Raw genomic sequence first — 17,860 nt, 5'->3', positions numbered from 1 at the left:
AGGTGGATCGATGGTCCTGCCTCTCAGGCGAGTCGTCGCGAGGCGGATTTTTAATGCCCTTCAGCCTTGAGCCACGCTGTTGCACGATCTCTTTGCTCAGAAGATCGAACTCGACCTGCCCCGCCAGATCGACTGGTCGGCAAGTCGTCTTGGTAATCCCATCTACTGCCTGCGTCGTCCGGCACAGCGGCTGCCGGCGAGCGTCCTTGAGTTCGAACACAAGGGCGTCCGGGGATACAAGGCGGTTACGCAGGACGGGCACAGCATCGCCATCGTGGCGGAAAGGACTTCATTCACCTTCGGCTGCGATAGCGTCCTGCACGTGCCGGCGGCGAGCACCCTATCGGCGATCGCCGAGGGCTCGGCTGCCCTCAAGGAAGGCCAGTGGCTCTATCCGAAAGCGCGACGAGCCACGGGCGATGCGCTCGCGGCCGCTTCTCTGTTGCCTGAGGAAATTCTCAGGACCTGGCGCAACCAGATCGTGCTTAAGGCCGAGGATCCAGAAAACGGCACGCCCGGCCTCCGTTCACCGCAGATCGGTGCCGTCTATGCGACGCTCGCTCATTGGAGCACGTCCGACAAGCCGGCGACCGTCGTCATGCCGACCGGTACTGGCAAAACCGAGACGATGCTGGCGCTCCTGGTGGCGGCCGGGCTCGGGCGGCTGCTGCTGGTCGTGCCGAACGACAACCTCCGAAGCCAGATCGCCGCAAAGTTAATGGAGCTCGGCGTGCTGCGCGCATGCGGGTGCCTCGGCGACCGGGCGCGAACGCCGGCCGTCGCCATCCTGCGCCACCGGCCGAAGACCGTCGAGGACGTGGACGACGTCTTCCTGAGGGCCAACGTTGTCGTCTCGACGATGCAGATCGTCGGCGGCTGCTCCCCGGAGCTGCAGGAGCGGATGGCAGAAAACGTCTCGGCTCTTTTCGTCGACGAAGCGCATCATATGGGGGCACGCACGTGGAACGCCTTCAAGGGACAGTTCGTCGGCCGCCGGCGCGTTGTCCAGTTCACCGCTACCCCCTTCCGCAACGACGGGCGCCGCGTGGACGGAAAGTTCATCTACGTCTATCCGCTCAAGAAGGCTCAGGAAGAGCGCTATTTTAAGAAGATCGATTTCGTGCCCGTCAACGGCCTGGATCAGGACGACACCGACCAACTGATCGTCGCCGGTATTAAGAGCACCTTGGAACGCGACATCGCCGCGGGTTTCGACCACCGAGCCATGGCGCGGGTCGAAACGATTCCCCGGGCCATCGCCCTGCATCGCGCCTACCAAGCCGCGATGCCCGGATACCATCCGGTCCTGGTTCACAGCGGGCTCACACGCGCCGAGCGACGCGATGGGCTTGAACGGCTCAGATCGGGCAAGAGCAAGATCGTCGTCTGCGTCGACATGCTCGGCGAGGGCTTCGATCTCCCGGAACTGAAGATCGCAGGTCTCCACGACAAGCAGAAGAGCGAAGCCGTCACTCTTCAGTTTATCGGACGCTTCACGCGCATCCGGAGGGATCTGGGCGATGCGACGGTAATCGCGAACATCGCGCACGACAACGTCGCCGAAGCGTTGCAGGACCTTTACGCTGAGGACGCCGACTGGAATGCGCTGCTCAGCGTCGTCGGCGCGAAGTTGACCGAGCGCGAGGAACGGCGGGAAGCCATCTTCCAGGGATTCTCCGAGGAGTTCGAAGGCTTTCCCGTCAGCACTCTCTTTCCTCGCATGAGCACCGTCGTCTACCGCACGACGTGCGCCGCGTGGCGTCCCCTATCCGTCGCCGATGCGATTACCAAATCCTCGTCCATCATCGATGGTCCGGTCGTGAACGAGGAGGCGAGACTGGCGGTGTTCGTCACGAGGGACGATGAGCGCCTGCGCTGGACCACGCTGAAGGAGCCTCAAAACGTCTCCTTCAATCTCTATCTGGCTCATTGGGACGACGAGACTGGATTACTCTACATCAATAGTTCGAAGATGTCCGATCTGCACCTCAACGTCGCCAGAGCCCTGTGCGGAGAAGAGGTCGTCCGGCTGTCGGGCGACGCCGTCTTCCAGGTACTCGACGGATACCGCCGTATGGTACTCATGAACCTCGGCCTGAGCGAGACCCAGCGGCGCCCGGTGCGCTACTCCCAATTCATGGGCTCCGACATCGCCGAGCAGCTCGATACGCTGCCGGGCAACAGAAACCGGACCAAGACCAATCTGTTCGGCCAAGGATACACCGACGAGGGCCGCTCCACGATCGGCTGTTCCGTCAAGGGCAAGTTCTGGTCGTACGAAACAACCAACAATTTCAGCGAATGGATCGACTGGTCCCGCAATGTCGGTCGGAAGCTGCTCGATGATACGATCACGACCGACGGCATCCTGCGCAACCTCGTCCGTCCGAAGAAGCAGACCGTTCGCCCGGCGAAGCCCGCCATCGCGATAGCGTGGCCCGACGCGCTTCTGCTCACGCCGGAAGAACGGATTGACATCGTCTTCGGTGACCGCGTCGAGGCCTTCTACGATTGTGATATCGATCTCGCGGATCATGAAGCGGACGGGCCGATCCGCTTCACTGTAAGATCCTCAGGCGTCGCCGCGGACTTCAAGTTGACCATCGAGCCCAACGCCGCCGTATTCGTGCAGACGGCCGGCGATCCCGTGCAGGTCACGGTCGGCAAGAAGATCCGAAGCCTCACGGATTACTTCCACGAAGAACCGCCGCACATCTACTTCGCGGACGGCGACATGCTTCTGCTCGACGAACTCTTCATGCTGCCCCACGACTCGGAGCGGCCATCGTTCGATCTGAGCAGGATTGAGACGCCGGATTGGCGCGGCGTCGATATCACGAAGGAATCCCAACGCGACGAGAAGCGCTCCGACTCTATTCAGCGCCGCATCATCGACGACCTGCTTGCCCGCGGCGACCTTTACGAAGTAATCGTCGACGATGACGGCGCCGGCGAGTCCGCCGACGTCGTAGCTATGCGGTTGGCCGGATCGAAATTGCTCGTGGAGCTCTATCACTGCAAGTACTCGGCCGACCCCAAGACCGGCGCCAGACTGGACGATCTCTACGAAGTCTGCGGCCAGACGCAGAAGTCGATTCGATGGCGCGAGCGTCCGGACATCTTTCTCAATCACCTGCTCAAGCGGGAGAGCGACCGCAAAAGGGCCGGCCGTCCCAGCCGTTTTGAAAAGGGCACACGCGCGAACGTCATCGGTTGGTTGAACCGCTGGCAGAAGCTCCATTACGAATTCCACGCGGTCATCGTTCAGCCCGGATTCTCCAAGGCTAAGGCCGAACAAAGCCACCTCGAACTCTTCTCCGCGACGCAGTCGCTTCTCATGGATACGTGGGGGATGACACTTCGGATTCTGGCCAGTCCCTAGGACCCCCTCGCAATCGTGCGCGCAAGACTTCAGTCGGGCGGTTCTAACGCCCCAAGCGCAGAGGCGCGGTGTTCGCGTCCGCTGCCGTGAGATGATAACATGTATCGCTCGTCGCGCATCCCCTTGCGCATAGCCGGGTCAGCCTCGAACGCTTGCTTTCCCTTTGCCACCCAGAGCGCTCGCGCCCTTTCGCCCTGATCGCCTTGCAGCTTGTCGGCCATCCAAAGCAACGCGCCAAGAATGATGGCGCGGTCATCGCCGGTCAGATCAACGATTCCGGCTTTGACGATGAGGCCACCAAGTTCGATGAGGTGCCGCGTGCGCTTGCGGCGCTCGACTTGCCACGCACGCATGTCATGTCGCACCCTTGCGGCCTGGTACCGGTTGCGCGCCGCCCGGCTGCGCAGGAGGGCCGTCCAAGTTGCGTTCAGCTGCTGGCGCATTTCGTCGCGACCGGCTTCGAAAAAACGCCGCCCCGCGTTTGGCCCATGCCTCCCTCTTTCCGGCCTCTTTCGTCTCAGCCATTACGATCAGCGCGCCGGTCAGTTCTTCGGCAGTAAGCGTGTCGGCTCCAGTCGCGATAACCAGTTCGCCGAGCTGGCGCACTTTGCGAGTTTTCAGTCCGCGGGCCTTGTCTTCGAGAGCCTTCAGGTCTGCATCAAAGTCCCTTGGTTTACGCATCACTGTCTCCTTGAGGATTGATCCATCAATGATAGCTTGGCGCCCCACGCAATGCTGTAAGGTCATCAGGACGGGCTGAGACGGGATAGTCCCTCACGAGAATTTTTCGAGGGAGGGCGCGCTTATACGTCGTGCCGACGTGTGCTTCGCCGTGTAGATGATCTGACCGCGATGGCGATCTATCATCTTCACGTCAAGGTCATTGGCCGCAAGGCCGGGAGCAGTGCGGTGGCTTCAGCCGCCTACCGCTCGGCCTCGCGGCTGCGTGACGAGCGGTTGGGCCGTGAGCAGGATTTTTCTGCCAAGCGCGGCGTCGTCCATTCCGAGGTGATACTGCCGGAGAATGCGCCGGTGGCGTTTGGAGACCGCGAACGGCTTTGGAATAATGTCGAAGCACACGAAATCCGCGAGGACGCGCAGCTGGCCCGCGAGGTGGAGTTCGCCCTTCCGCGCGAGCTGAGTGAGGCCCAGGGCATTGAGCTTGCCCGCGACTTTGTTCGCGGCGAGTTCGTAGGCCTGGGCATGGTCGCCGACCTCAATGTGCATTGGGACAGGGCCGAGGACGGCCTGCCCAAACCTCATGCCCATGTCATGCTGACAATGCGCGCGGTCGACGAGAACGGGTTCGGCCAAAAGGTGCGGGACTGGAATCGTGTTGAGATGGTCGAGCGGTGGCGGCGGCGATGGGCGGAGCTTGCCAATGAGCGGCTGGCCGAGCTCGACATCGACGCGCGGATCGATCATCGCAGTCTGGAGGCCCAGGGCATCGCGCTGGAGCCGCAGAGCCAGATCGGCGCGCCGGCGAAACGGATCGAGGTTCGAGACATCTCGGGCGAAAGCGGCCAGGCGGACCGGGCCGAGATGCACCGAAAGATCGCGCGAAATAATGGCGTGCGGATCATCGCAGATCCCTCATTTGGGCTGGATGGCATCACGCAGCAGCAATCGACCTTTACGCGCCGCGACCTCGCGAAGTTTGCGCACCGACATAGCGACGGGCTCGACCAGTTCGACCAGGTAGTAGGCGCGCTGCAGAACGCGCCCGATCTGGTCGAACTCGGTAAGGACGCGCGCGGTGAGGACCGGTTCACCACCCGCGGAATGATCGAAGCGGAACAGCGCCTGCACCGTGCTGCGGAGCGGATGGCGGAACGGGAGCGCCACGGGATCCACGACATGGACCGCAGGGCCGCTCTGGCGCGGGCGGAAGCGCGTGGCCTGGTGCTGTCGGCCGAGCAGGCCGAGGCGCTTGCGCACGTCACTGAGGGGCGCGATCTCAGCGTCGTGGTCGGCCATGCCGGGACGGGAAAGAGCGCGATGCTGGGGGTGGCGCGGGAAGCCTGGGAAGCAGCCGGCTTCGAGGTCCGGGGCGTGGCGCTATCCGGCATTGCGGCTGAGAACCTCGAAGGCGGATCGGGTATTGTGTCGCGCACGATTGCCAGCCTGGAGCATGGCTGGCAGCAGGGCCGCGACGGGCTCACGTCCCACGATGTCCTGGTCATCGATGAGGCCGGCATGGTCGGCACGCGGCAGCTCGAGCGCGTGCTGTCGCGTGCGGCCGATGCTGGTGCCAAGGTGGTGATGGTGGGCGATCCGCAGCAGCTGCAGGCCATCGAAGCCGGCGCGGCGTTCCGGTCGATCCATGAGCGTCACGGCGGCGCAGAGATCGGTGACGTCCGCCGCCAACGGGAGGACTGGCAGCGCGACGCCACGCGCGATCTGGCAACCGGCAAAGTGGGACAAGCGCTTGGCGTCTACCGCGCCCACGGCATGGTGCAAGAGGCGCTGACCCGTGAGCAGGCGCGCGGCGATCTGATCGAGCGCTGGAATCGCGATCGGCAGGCCTCACCGGAACGGAGCCGGATCATTCTCACCCACACCAATGACGAGGTCCGGGCGCTGAACGAGGCAGCGCGCCAGCGGATGCGGGATGCCGGTGGTCTTGGCGACGAGGTGCGTGTGACGGTCGAGCGCGGGGCGAGAAGCTTCGCGAGCGGAGACCGGGTCATGTTCCTGCAGAACGAGCGCGGGCTGGGCGTGAAGAACGGCACGCTTGGGGCCATCGAGCTGGTCAGCGCACAATCCATGACCGTGAAGACTGACGATGGCCGGTCCGTGCGCTTTGACCTGAAAGATTACAATCGGATTGACCATGGATACGCCGCGACGATCCACAAAGCACAGGGCATGACGGTGGACCGCGTCCATGTGCTCGCAACACCGGGGATGGATGCGCACAGCAGCTATGTTGCGCTGTCGCGGCATCGCGACGGCGTGGATCTGCACTATGGTCGGGACGATTTTGCCAATGACGACCGGCTGGTCCGCGCGCTGTCGCGCGATCGCGCCAAGGACATGGCCTCGGATTACGAGCGAGCCGATCCGGTCCAGAGCTATGCCAAGCTGCGTGGAATCGCGATCCGCGAGCGTGTGGCCGAGATCGTGCGCAAGATCGTGCCGGAGACGCTGCGCGAGATGTTGGACGGCCTGCGCTCGCCTGTGGAGGTGCCCGGTCACGATCGCAAGCTGGGGCCACAGCGACAAGCGCCGGAAAGGGAAAGGAACGGTGCGGCCGTGGAGCGCCGCGGCATCGAAGCGCGAGAAACGCAGCTCGCGGAAGGCGCGGAAGCGGAAGCGCGCCGCGTGCGGACCCGGGCGCTGGTGCGCCATGCCCGCGCCGTGAATGCAATCTTCGCGACGCAGGAGATGGGCGGCGGGGCAAGCCCCGAGCAGCTGAAAGAGCTGCAGACCGCCCGCCAGACCTTCGAGGCGGTGCGGCCCTATGGCTCCCGGGACGCCGAAGCCGCATACAAGCAGAACCCAGAACTGGCCCGTGAGGCCGCGGGGGGCCAGGTGGGCCGCGCGGTGCGCGCGCTCCAACTCGAGACCGAACTGCGTATGGATCCGAGCCGCCGCGCCGACCGCTTTGTGGAGCGCTGGCAGAAGCTCGAGCAGACCAGTCAGCGCCTATATCAGGTCGGCGATATGACAGGCTACAAGGCCGCGCGCGCGGCAATGGGCGATATGGCCAAGAGCCTCGAACGTGACCCGCAGCTGGAATCCATCCTCGCCAGCCGCAAGCAGGATCTTGGCATCGCCTTCGAGTCGGGCCGCCGGCTCGGTCAGGAATTGGCGTTCACCCATGGCATCGACCTCGGCCGTGGCCGAGGTCTCGGAATCTGATTCATACCGTTTGCCGCCATTCCTACGCCACAGCCGACGACCCGCGAGATCGTCTTCTATTCGAGATGTTTGGCCTGTCTGGTCTCAAAAGTTCTCAGAGGCAGTCAGCAAGAGACATCGCCGCCATGCGCGAACCAGACCGTATCATCCGGATGAAAACTGTTCTCGCCAGAACCGGCCTGTCCCGGTCCACCATCTACCGCAAGATCGCCGAGGGCACGTTCCCGTCTCAGCTCAAAATCAGCTCCCAAGGCTCGGGCTGGCATGAATCCGATATCAACCGCTGGATTGCAGATCCAACTGGATGGCGCCCGGATAGAGGACAATGAATATGCTGCGGCAAGTGGAAGCGCGCATGCGTCTTGGAGTAGTCTAAGAGGCCATCGGTCATTAACGTCATGTGATAGGCGTCTATGTCTCCGCCCCAACTTACCAAAGAAGGCTCACCGCTGATTGCCTAGAGTCGTAGGTATCATACCCAACCCCAAACAAGACTACTGCAGATAAGCCGCAGATCATTACTAACGGCGAAACGCGATAAAACCGGCCATCTTCAGTTTTCTTGGCCCAGTCCGCATAAAGCTTCAAAGCGCTAATGACGAGCGCACCACATTAGAAATTACAAGGATCCAATAGCGGGCATCCATTGTAAAGCGCGATCTTGGTTGATTTCCCGTGTAGCGCCCTCACCGAGCCTCAGCGATTCCTTGCCTAAGAGGCAGGAAGACGTCTCAGTCTGCAGTCCACGTTCCACGTCTTCTCACTCATTCGTGTAAGGTCTTCGTCACCTCGGAAACGGCGATTGCAAATTCCGCGATGGTAAGCCCTCGCCCTCATATATCCTCCTGGACACGTCAAATATCTCCCTCTCCTTCGGGTCAGGCCGATCAAACCACGACCCCGGTGGATTGGAGGCAATTCGCTTCGCGAAGAGGGATTGCGGCTCCCACCCCTGACCTTCTTTCATCTCAAAAATGATAATGCCGTCACGAGTATAGTAGCGAGGCCCTGGGATATTGCAGTCCACCGAAATCTGGACCCGCCACAGATTGCCCCTTGCCGTCTGACTCTCGTCCAACTTCGGCAGATAGTCTACCCCAACTGGATCGCCGATGGTGCAGCGGCCAGCACGCAAGAGATCGCCAAGCTTACCTTGCGGAGTCGTAACGAAATTGAGGTTAGTCGGGTCGTGCAGAAAGCGACGATTCGCCCCAACAACATCTTCGCTGACCTCCGTACCGATGAGCGAAAGCGCGAAAGCCTGCCAGCCCAATTCCAAAGGCTTCGCGTACGGAGGACCAAGTGTCAGCTTCCCGTCTTTGGCGACGTCCCAGGCGAAGGTGAATTCGTCATCGGCCTTGTCCGTTTTGCGTCTCGCCCACGAAAATACGACGGACTCGTCTCTGTCATCGGACCTCGCGACCTCCCAACCTCGCGGGACGAAATGCGCGACCTTCGAAACCTTCGCTATGATCTCTTCGGCAGCTTCGCCGCTTTGCGCGCGCCACTTCGTCTTCACTTTTTGAATTAGCTTGCTGTCGTCCTCGGCACGTGCCGCAGAGGCGATACCTATCGAAATGATTCCGATTATGATCGCTCGACCAAGCGAAAAGCGCCCCATTCAAATATCCCCCAATCGAATTTCCTTCTCGCGACGCTTGCACGCTTGACTTGCCCAAAACAGAATACGAACATTGTACAGCCTTGGCTACTTGGCTTCTCCCGTTTGGTTAGATTAGCGGAACCTATATTGCTCCGATTAAGCGATCCGATCAGGCGTTGCCGCGCTATTCAAACATCCGCGTTGAGCGTGATCCTGTACGCGTCTCAGATCATCGCCAACGGCATTGGCAGCCGATCCCGCTACAATGCGCGTCACAGCCGCAGAGGCGACATTGGCGCTTGCTGCAAGCCCGCTGAGGGTCGATACCAGCGAGGCTGGCGGGTGCCTTCCGATCCGGTTTGCGAGAGAGACTTATGTTGGGAGACAAAGAAGACGGCAGGATCTGCACGATGTGCGGTGGCGGCCGTTTCAATAGCTGGAACCGCTGCATGGATTGCCGCAACGCACGCGGTAGACGTCGCAACACGCGCCTCGCCGCGAACGGCGGAAAGCACACGGCATCCGAATGGCGCGCTGTACTCGCGGTGTCTCCGACCTGCGCTGAATGCAAGCGTCCCTGGGCCACGATCGCCCCGCGTCCAGACCCGCGATACAAAGCGGTATGGACTAAAGGTCATAAAGTCCCAGTCTATCACGGCGGGACCGACGATATCCGTAATATTCAAGCCGAATGCTATGAGTGTAATTTTAGAAAGAACGCGGGAGCTCTAAGGTGAGCCGCGGGAAGCATCCTCTCAAAAGCACTAACTTGAGCTCGGAAGCTCCCTTGCCAATAGCGCCGCCAATTCGACGCAAAGATGAAGCGCAACATAGGCAGTTCCGACGTCAACCTCAGCCGCCTTGGGATGTACGCCAAAATCGCGAAATCCTTGCAGAGCGTTCGCCAGCACGTACGCATTCTTGGTCACCCGACGGGCCAGCCGATCACTTTTCTGAGTTCCCGTTATAAGATCGAGCAGGCGCAACCGCTGTCCCCCCTCCGGGAAGCGTGTCTTCCATTCCTCTAGAATTCTTTCGTCATTTCGTTGCCAGAGAGAAAACCATTCACTTGGAATCCAAGGTCTATCTCTTTTTGAATCCCAGCATTCAGCTTTCCAGATCAGCGCAAGCGCTCGTTCCAGGATGCCGTGGACACTTGAGAGGAACACTCCAGGATGCTCTGGGAAATCCCCGACTCCCTGCTCAAGGTACCGCTTGAGAACCTTGTCCATACCCTCGACTTGGCCCAGGCGATGCTCCAGAGCTCCTTTCAGGTTGTTGTTGTAGGAGGCGACATCTCCGAACATGCGCAGTAGCGCGCTATTCTCGTTCGGCTGCTCTTCGAGGTATCTTTCGAGCAATCGGCTAACGCCTTGCACCTTGTTGCCAGCGAGCCGGACAAATCCTCTCTCGATGAGGGTTTCGGCGTCAACCACGATAGAGCCGCTTCGAGGTACCGCGCCTTCTTCCTTGACGCGAAAAAGCAGATCTTGACATTGGGGAGAACAATCCTTCCACAGCGAGTCAATCTTGTCTCTAAGGTGGGGATAGGCGCTTTCACATGATGCTTTCATCGCTTCGGGCGTGACCGAGCCATCATTGGAGCGTTCACTGCAGACACAATTGAGTGCCTCGAGCATCAGGACAGGAAACCCGTTGCTCGCATTCCAGAGCTCTGTCTGAGCGCCACCCGTCAGACGAAGCCCGGGAACCTGAGCGAGTAATGCGGTAAGATCATTCTCATCAAAACATCCGACACGAACTGGCGACGGGTCGAAAATACCCCAGAAATCGCTGGTTTGAGATTCGGGATTACGGATCAGATCGCGCAGCGTTCGACGACTGGCGGTAACGAGTCTCAAGCTCGGCTTGAGCGCTAACTCTCGGAGCTGATCCCACAAGTTTCGCGTTAAGCGTCCGTTCGACAACGGTTTGTCGAAGCCGTCTAATATTGCGATAACTTTTCCACCTTCCTCCTTTATCGCATCAAGCACTTCCGCAATGTCCTGATATGCGTTGTCTCGGGGCTTCTTTAAGTGTTCCGCATAGTCGGAGTGCTTATCGACCAGCGCTACAGATAGCTCACTGGCTAAGCGCTGCATGAACAATTCATCAGTAACTGGAGTCTGATGACCAAGGTCCCAAAGCAGCACCGCAGTGTAAGTAGTGTTGTTGGCGCTTTTCAGCCGGCGCGCCAACTCGTGCAAAATGACGGTCTTGCCAGAATAACGCGGGCCGACCATCTGCAGGTGGTCGGGATTCGCTTTGGTCAGCGCCGCCAACATCCTCCCCACAATTAGCTCTCGGCCCAACATCGGTGGCACCGAAGTTCCGAGAACGGGGAATTTGCGATCAAGCATTCTCTTCCTCCGCCTCCGTGCGCGCACGGCTCGCGATCACGTTTGCGTCCTGTTGTTGTCCAATCCAGTCGGCCATCAGCGGGATCGTCATGTGGTAGCGTCCGTCACCAGTCGCGCCCGAGAAATCTACTAGCTCGAGTTCGCGCAAATAAGCCAGGTCAGCGTCCAACGCTTCGTCATCAACGTCGACACCGAGTTGAGCCAATTGCTCCTGAAGGGTACCAAAATTTACATGAGTGCCCTGCTTCGCATTCTGCGCGCAAAGCAACAGGACCAGCTGGCGACGACGGCGCCCGAGCGTTGGGCCGGCACCGGCATAGTCCCAAAGGCTCGCAAAATGCTCGTTGTCCCGAACTAAATTGTTGGCAGCGTCATTGACGATCCCAACCGTGATCGAACGGCTCTTAGTTTGCACGGCATAGTCAAAGACTTTGTTGCAAAGACATTGCATCAGGTAGGGCTGACGCGCCGTCAGCTCGACCACTCGTTCAATTGCCTCGGGTGAGTATGTGAGCTTACCCCGCACAGGCTCTGTAACGACGCTACGCGCACTCTGCATGTCCAGCGCTGTGACCTGCACACTAATGCCTAGCCCGTACAGTGCCGACCAATACTCTTCTCGAAGCCGTTTTAGCCGACGTGAACCCGTGAGGATCGCGGAGAAGTTTGGATACGTTTGTATGAGAAAGCGGATATTCTCTGGCACTTGAGGCGAGGTCACGCCGTTATCGATGCCTTCTTGCAGCTTGTCGAACTCGTCCAGCATGAGCAGCAAGCCAAGCCCAAGCGGCTCCAGAGTAGATAACAGGAGTTCGAGGTACTCACGAAAATCCGCGAACGGCGCCTCATCTCCAATACCATCGCGGCAGGCACGCGCAGTGCCTAACACTGCCTTGCCTGCTCGGATTACCTGACCATTGGGCAAAGGCACGTCCATGCCGAGTTTTGTTAGACCGGTTGCGATACTGCGCGCAATTTCGCGAAACACTTCAGGCGTGGGAATGCCGACCGCTTCTGTGGCGCCTTCAGCACCTTGCAGACTGGCATAAATTGCCATCCAGCCTGGAATGGCCTTACGACCTTCGAGATGTTTGAGGATAGACGTTTTACCCGCTCGTCGATTTCCTTCCAACAGCACAACATTGCCGTGCGTGGCGATTTGGCGACTAATCTGCCCGATGACGTCGTCGCGACCGAAGAACACCTCGTGACCGTGCCGCGGCTCCAGTGGGCTGCCCGTCACATAAGGGCTGCCCCCTAAATCGGCGGCCGTCGTCGGAGCAATTGATTCTCGCGACACGATGCGGATAGCCAGCTCAACCACACCCTTTACAGTTTGTTCGAGCAAGTTGCGCGCGGACCAACTTAGCCTCAGTGCCAGCTGGTCACCTTGCTTCGGTACATCGCCACGCAAATTCAATGAAAAGCGGCCACGCTCCGCCAAATAGGGCGTCTTCCCACTGCCCCATTCTGGTGCAGCATCTATTACGAAGTCTCGAAGCGGCAACGTACCCTCGTTTTCGAGCTCGATGGCGAACTCGGCGAAACTTCCAGCCGTCAAAATCTCCGGAGCAGCCCGCAAACGAATGTTGCTTGCATCTGCCAGGAACTTAATGGTTGCGCGCAGCAGAACGCTAAGTTGTTCGGCAACGCCGCGAGCTTGAGACTCGTAGGGAAGGTTTCCGGTGGCTAATTCCAGCACATCCCAGACACCGCGCTCGGCCTTCTGCAACACTGCCAACAAACCTGGACCGGCAGGTATGTGCACGATGCCCGAAAATGGCGACAGAGCCTCAATCAGAGGCACCAACCATTTTGCCGATTGGCTTGCGTCCTGCTCTTGTTCGGCCCATCGTCGCGCGTCGCCGGCCATGGCGCCTAGCGCATCGAACTGGCTTAGCAGCTGGGTTGCGTCGGTTCCCACCGTCGGCGCCGTTGCCTGAGTACTCGAAGCCGTTAGACTGCTCAGCTCGGCCAACCAGTTGGCCAAGCGATCTGACCTGCCTGCACCCGTTGCTTGTTGCAAGAATGTAAGAGCGTCTGTACCAAAATCGCGAAACTGCGCCGCCGCCCTCGCTTGCAGCTGCAGCGGAGGCAACGGAACGGGAAGCACGTTCAGCACCTCGCGATTGAGATGCTGGATCACCGCTCCCCGCGCTTGAGCCGTCAGCCAAGTCTGACAAGCTGTACTGGCGAGATACGCTATCAGAAAACCAGGATCTAACCTTTTTTGGTCGGCGCGTAATACATAAAGTCCATTCGCTGCGATGGAGCCCACGGCGCCGTTGCGCACCATAGCCACCTTGCCAATGGTGCCCGACTTAGACAGCAAAATGTCTCCGGGCAACAGAGTGAATCGTTGCTCAACAGCCGCCAAGTCAGGCGCCAGCCAGCTGGAGCAATTTCCGACCTTTCCTTGATTCAAATCCCTTATTCGAATGTAACCAACGGGATGCTCGTTCGGGGGTTCATTCCAAAGATCTGCAGATTTAATGGAACGGCCTGCGGTGATTTCCGCCACGCTCGCCAAGGTTACGACGGATCCTGTTTCCCCAAAGGCTCCCTCAATGGAAATCAGCAGGTCGCCCAAGCTACCCTTCTCCCGACGTCGAGGCGAAAGGTCCCAGTCGGCGGCAGCGAGTTCGGTTGCGTCTACTTCCCAAACGGAACGCGCCATCACGCCCGTTCCCGGCGCGCCTTCAGCAATACCGGGAGGGAGTTCACGGGATTTGCGAAGCTCTGTGCGACGAACTTCGGCCGCTAGTTGTTGCGCCATTACGTTCCGGAGAACCGGCGCCTTTCGGCCCGATCGTTGCTCGAAGAACGGTGCGGCGTCCACCATCCTTACTCGGCTTGCTCCGCCCGATTTGTTCAGTACCAGCAGACTCCCTTTAACATTCGTGTACGGGGCGAATGCACCTGCTGGCAGGCCGACAACGGCCTCTACCTGTCCTCGTTCAATGAGATAACGACGGAGCTCGCGTTCAGGACCGCCACGGAACAGAAATCCTTCTGGTACGGCAATTACGGCGCGCCCAAGCGGCTTTAGCTGTAATAGCGCATGTTGAATAAACAGGCCTACGCTATCGCTGGTTGGAATAGCATATTGCTGGTACCGCCAAGGCTCGCGGTTCGTCCGGACACCGATTGGCGGGTTAGCCAAAACCACGTCAAACCCCTGTCGGCTGAGGCTACCGGGTTGTTCGCGTTCGAGGCTGTTCCCCCGCTCTAGACTTGGCGTATCGACGCCTGCGAGCAACATACGGACGAGGCCAATCAGAAAGGCGCTCGCGTTAAGTTCAATGCCGGCAACTTCGAGTAACGGCCCAGAACGTCGAATCTCGCTGCGGCTGAACTCAGCCTGTTGCCAAGCTGCAACCAAAAAATTGCCGGAGCCGAAACAAGGATCATACACGCGCTCGCCGGGCTTCGGATCAGAAAGCGCTGCTACCAGGCGGGCAATACTACGTGGCGACGAGAATTGGCCATACGAAGGATCGCTGTCTTCCTCCGCCATCCGATCGAAAACCTCGAGTAGCGCGCGCCGCTCACTCGGGGTCTCGAACGGAAAGTTGCCTATCCGATTTACAAACTCCTGCAGATTCGCAGAATTTTCCTGCAATACGCGCCTTAGCGGCGCTGCCAGCGTGTGTAACCAAGCGCTCATTGGTTGGGCGGCATCCCCCTGTAGAGCCTCGGCCCGCCGCTCCAATTCATGCAATCGCTCTATCATTTCCCCACGATGCTTGAGCTGCGCCCAATGCCGCCACTGCAACGCCGCAGGCAAAAGAGGTTCGTACGGACGATCCTCGAAGATCGCCATTGCCTCCTGCTCGGCTTCCGCAAGATCAATCCAGCGCAGCAGCAAGAAGGTAGCAAAGGTCTCTCGGATTAATTGCTTCGAGAGCCCACCAACAAAGAGTTCGTCAGCGATGTGCCAAGCAGACTCCTGCAGCGCCCTGTCCGATGACACGCTCACAACTCACCAGCAAAAGCTTTCCGAAGCACAGCACTTCTGAGCGCCGCGATTTCCCCGGATTCAGATTCAACTGAGAGGTGACGCATAAGATCATGCGCGGCATCTAACCGGCCAACGATTCTTTCTTGTTCGACCAGCGAAGGCACGGGCACCGTGACCTCCCGCAGACGCTCACCGGAAATCTTGACCATCGATCGGCTCGAGCCCAATGCCCGGGCTTTGATCTGCCTCCGGGCGCTCGCACTCCGCAATGCGTAGGCAAGATAGCGCGGTTGTATCTGCGTGCGATCAATTTTTAGTTTGATTAGCAAATCGGGGTAGATGAGCCGATCTGCAGGCTTTTCCATCGCGACGGATGCTAGTCCCACAAGCTCAATTGTGTTCGCGCGAGAAACAAAAACATCACCTTGATCGATGCCGAATTGGCCGGCAACTTTCTCTGGGAGAACAATAGATTTCCGGAATTGAACGTCAAGAGACGGGCTCCGAACCGAGGTCAGCGTCAGCACCGCACCATCGGCATGGCCGTTGGTGTCCTGCGGTATGGACTTTCCATTGCGCACAGCGAAAACAAGCTCCCCTACTGCACGGGGCTGCCATTTGTTCGCGTCCGCAACATCGGCATGCAATTCAGACTCGATCAACGACGCAGATAAGTGCTGTTGCTCTTTTATAGAATCTGAACGAAGGCCTTCGATTTCCGCCACTCGCTCAATGCACGCATTGACGCGAGCGACAATGCGACGTTGGTCCGCGAGACTTCGAGGCACGGGTATTTTGTGCGCCCACAGCTCCGCCATTGCTATACGTGGCAAGTTTGCTCCCCGAGTGTTTGCATTCGCAAAATCGAGGAAGGCTTGACTCCGAAGATAGTGAGCAAGAAACTCGCGATCGAGCCGTTGCTCAACCGGCAACAACGGAATCAATTCACTTGTGCCCACGCCCGGCTCGTCCGGGAGCGCAACTTTGTTCAGATAAGGGCGCAGCTTGGAGAAGAGAACGTATCGACCATCGAACGAGCACTTCTGCGAACCTAGATCCTTAACGCGGCAGCGCTGCTTGTGTAAGATTCGACCAGTTGTCCCCTCGATATCCTCTAGTGACAAATTCCAGATGACCGCGTCTTCGGCCGGCATCGGCGCGGATCGAGCCGGCGCTATTTCACCCAGCGGGACGTAATCCCAGTTACTCTTCATTGTCTCAACTCGAGCAGCGACTCGATCTCATCCAGGAGGTCAACGATGCGCGCCTCCTTCGCCTTGATCGATTGCACCAGCTCCATCGCCGGGCGATGCTCATAGTCATCTATCTTGCGCGGGTTCTTGGCAGACAAGTCGAACTCCTTAGCTGCGATGTCGGCTATTGGTACGATCCATGAGTTTTCGCTCACAGCGCGTTCCTGCCACTTTGCTAGGAAGTCCGGCAACTGGCTGCCGCTGACAGGTTTGCGAGTCTGCTTGAGCTCAAAGCCATCATTGGTCAGGTCGTAATACCAAACAGATTCTGTTCCTGAGCCGTCCTCGGTGCGATCGAAGAACATCACGTTGGTTTTAACGCCTGTATACGGTAGGAAGCAGCCTGCTGGTAACGAAAGGATTGTATGTAGCTTGAACTGCTCGAGGAGCTCCCTGCGGACCTTTTGATCCGGTCCACTACGGAACAATACCCCCTCAGGGACAATCACAGCCGCGCGCCCGCCCCTGGCCAAGCTGGCCATAATATGTTGAAGGAACAAGCATTCCGTGGCACCGCTCCTCACCCGGAAGTTGGTTTGCAGCTCTTGCGCCATCTTGCCACCATAAGGTGGATTGGCGAGGATGACCCGATACCTATCTTTCTCCGCCACGTTATGGCTATGCACTTCCAGCGTGTTTACTAACTCAAGGTTGGCGCCTTCAATGCCGTGTAAAATCATATTCATTGAGCCCAGCAGGTAAGTCAGCGGCTTGATCTCGTTGCCGTAGAAAGTCTGGTGCTGCAGATCGTACAACTGCTGGCTGCTCAGGACGCTTTGTTTACGCACGAAGTCGGCGGCCTCCCCGAGAAAACCGGCCGTTCCGAAGCAGGGATCGTAGACGCGTTCGCCCGACTTTGGCTGCACCACTTGCACCATAGCGCGGATAATGTGGCGCTGTGTGTAAAACTCGCCGGCGTAGCCAGCCGAATCAGCCGCGACCCGCTTTAGTAAGTCTTCGTAAATCTCCGAGAGCACGATGACGTCGGTCTCACTGGAGAAGCGCAGTTTGTCGACTTGTTGCACGACTTTGGCAAACCCCGCGCCTCGGCGGCTATAGTTGCGCACGTTATCGAAGATCCGACGAAAGCGCTGGGCGAGCGGATCATTGCCCAAACCCTTAGTCGGATCAGGACTGGTGAGCTTGATCCACAACTTCCCATCTACAAACTCGAGCATCTCGTCCGGATGATCGGTGTCTTTCGCCCAACGGCTCCACGCGAACTCGCCGCCGAGGCGGCGCTCATATGGGGTGTCGTTGAAGCTTGCTTCTTGCTCCCTGCGCGATTCAGCCTCATCGAACGCCTTTAGAAAGAAGAGCCACGCAAGCTGCTCAACGTAGTTGCGCGCATCCACGCCCTCCGCATTCAACTGATCGCAGGCATTTTTTACGATCTGCTGCACTTCCTGGCGGCGGTGGTCGATCTGGTCCATGTCT

11 protein-coding genes are annotated in these 17,860 nt (G+C 59.1%); 4 read left to right on the top strand and 7 right to left on the bottom strand.

Going from position 1 to position 17,860, the window contains the following annotated elements:
• Positions 1 to 79: 79 nt before the first annotated feature.
• Positions 80 to 3,382, top strand: coding sequence for a DEAD/DEAH box helicase (locus ACQR1E_RS00135; RefSeq protein WP_434896521.1), 3,303 nt, complete (start codon positions 80 to 82; stop codon positions 3,380 to 3,382).
• Positions 3,383 to 3,411: 29 nt separating this feature from the next.
• Here the strand turns inward: ACQR1E_RS00135 and ACQR1E_RS00130 are convergent, their stop codons facing one another.
• Together ACQR1E_RS00130 and ACQR1E_RS00125 are read right to left on the bottom strand one after the other, a co-directional pair.
• Complete coding sequence (locus tag ACQR1E_RS00130) at positions 3,412 to 3,735, bottom strand: conjugal transfer protein TraD (protein ID WP_434896520.1); 324 nt, start codon at positions 3,733 to 3,735, stop codon at positions 3,412 to 3,414.
• Between the two features lies 1 nt (position 3,736).
• Positions 3,737 to 4,063 carry a conjugal transfer protein TraD gene (locus tag ACQR1E_RS00125; RefSeq protein WP_434896519.1) on the bottom strand — a complete coding sequence of 109 codons (327 nt, stop codon included), beginning with the start codon at positions 4,061 to 4,063 and terminating at the stop codon, positions 3,737 to 3,739.
• Between the two features lie 171 nt (positions 4,064 to 4,234).
• Here ACQR1E_RS00125 and traA point away from each other — a divergent pair, with 171 nt between their 5' ends.
• Together traA and ACQR1E_RS00115 are read left to right on the top strand one after the other, a co-directional pair.
• Complete coding sequence (gene traA, locus ACQR1E_RS00120) at positions 4,235 to 7,246, top strand: Ti-type conjugative transfer relaxase TraA (protein ID WP_434896518.1); 3,012 nt, start codon at positions 4,235 to 4,237, stop codon at positions 7,244 to 7,246.
• A gap of 125 nt (positions 7,247 to 7,371) precedes the next feature.
• A complete protein-coding gene (locus tag ACQR1E_RS00115) occupies positions 7,372 to 7,575 on the top strand; it encodes a helix-turn-helix transcriptional regulator (protein WP_434896517.1) in 204 nt (67 codons plus the stop codon).
• 455 nt (positions 7,576 to 8,030) lie between these two features.
• Here ACQR1E_RS00115 and ACQR1E_RS00110 read toward each other — a convergent pair whose 3' ends face one another.
• Positions 8,031 to 8,867: a nodulate formation efficiency C protein gene (locus ACQR1E_RS00110; RefSeq protein WP_434896516.1), complete on the bottom strand. Its 837-nt coding sequence runs from the start codon at positions 8,865 to 8,867 to the stop codon at positions 8,031 to 8,033.
• 356 nt (positions 8,868 to 9,223) lie between these two features.
• On the opposite strand from ACQR1E_RS00110, the gene ACQR1E_RS00105 reads away from it, so the two are divergent.
• On the top strand, positions 9,224 to 9,586 hold the full coding sequence (locus ACQR1E_RS00105; RefSeq protein WP_434896515.1) for an HNH endonuclease: 363 nt from the start codon (positions 9,224 to 9,226) through the stop codon (positions 9,584 to 9,586).
• Between the two features lie 27 nt (positions 9,587 to 9,613).
• Here the strand turns inward: ACQR1E_RS00105 and ACQR1E_RS00100 are convergent, their stop codons facing one another.
• Genes ACQR1E_RS00100 through ACQR1E_RS00085 form a run of 4 tightly spaced genes read right to left on the bottom strand, consistent with a single transcriptional unit; the run spans position 9,614 to position 17,856 of the window.
• On the bottom strand, positions 9,614 to 11,209 hold the full coding sequence (locus ACQR1E_RS00100; RefSeq protein ID WP_434896514.1) for a hypothetical protein: 1,596 nt from the start codon (positions 11,207 to 11,209) through the stop codon (positions 9,614 to 9,616).
• Positions 11,202 to 15,182, bottom strand: coding sequence for an N-6 DNA methylase (locus tag ACQR1E_RS00095; RefSeq protein WP_434896513.1), 3,981 nt, complete (start codon positions 15,180 to 15,182; stop codon positions 11,202 to 11,204). Before ACQR1E_RS00095 ends, ACQR1E_RS00100 begins: the two co-directional genes overlap by 8 nt.
• Before the next feature lie 2 nt (positions 15,183 to 15,184).
• Positions 15,185 to 16,384 carry a restriction endonuclease subunit S gene (locus ACQR1E_RS00090; protein ID WP_434896512.1) on the bottom strand — a complete coding sequence of 400 codons (1,200 nt, stop codon included), beginning with the start codon at positions 16,382 to 16,384 and terminating at the stop codon, positions 15,185 to 15,187.
• Positions 16,381 to 17,856: a type I restriction-modification system subunit M gene (locus ACQR1E_RS00085; protein WP_434896511.1), complete on the bottom strand. Its 1,476-nt coding sequence runs from the start codon at positions 17,854 to 17,856 to the stop codon at positions 16,381 to 16,383. The genes ACQR1E_RS00090 and ACQR1E_RS00085 overlap by 4 nt, the downstream gene beginning before the upstream one ends.
• Between the last annotated feature and the right edge of the window lie 4 nt (positions 17,857 to 17,860).

Source organism: Bradyrhizobium sp. HKCCYLRH1030 (assembly GCF_051168395.1).
Lineage (GTDB): Bacteria > Pseudomonadota > Alphaproteobacteria > Rhizobiales > Xanthobacteraceae > Bradyrhizobium.
Note: the sequence above shows the minus strand (reverse complement) of the source record. Positions and strands in the feature narration are given on the sequence as shown.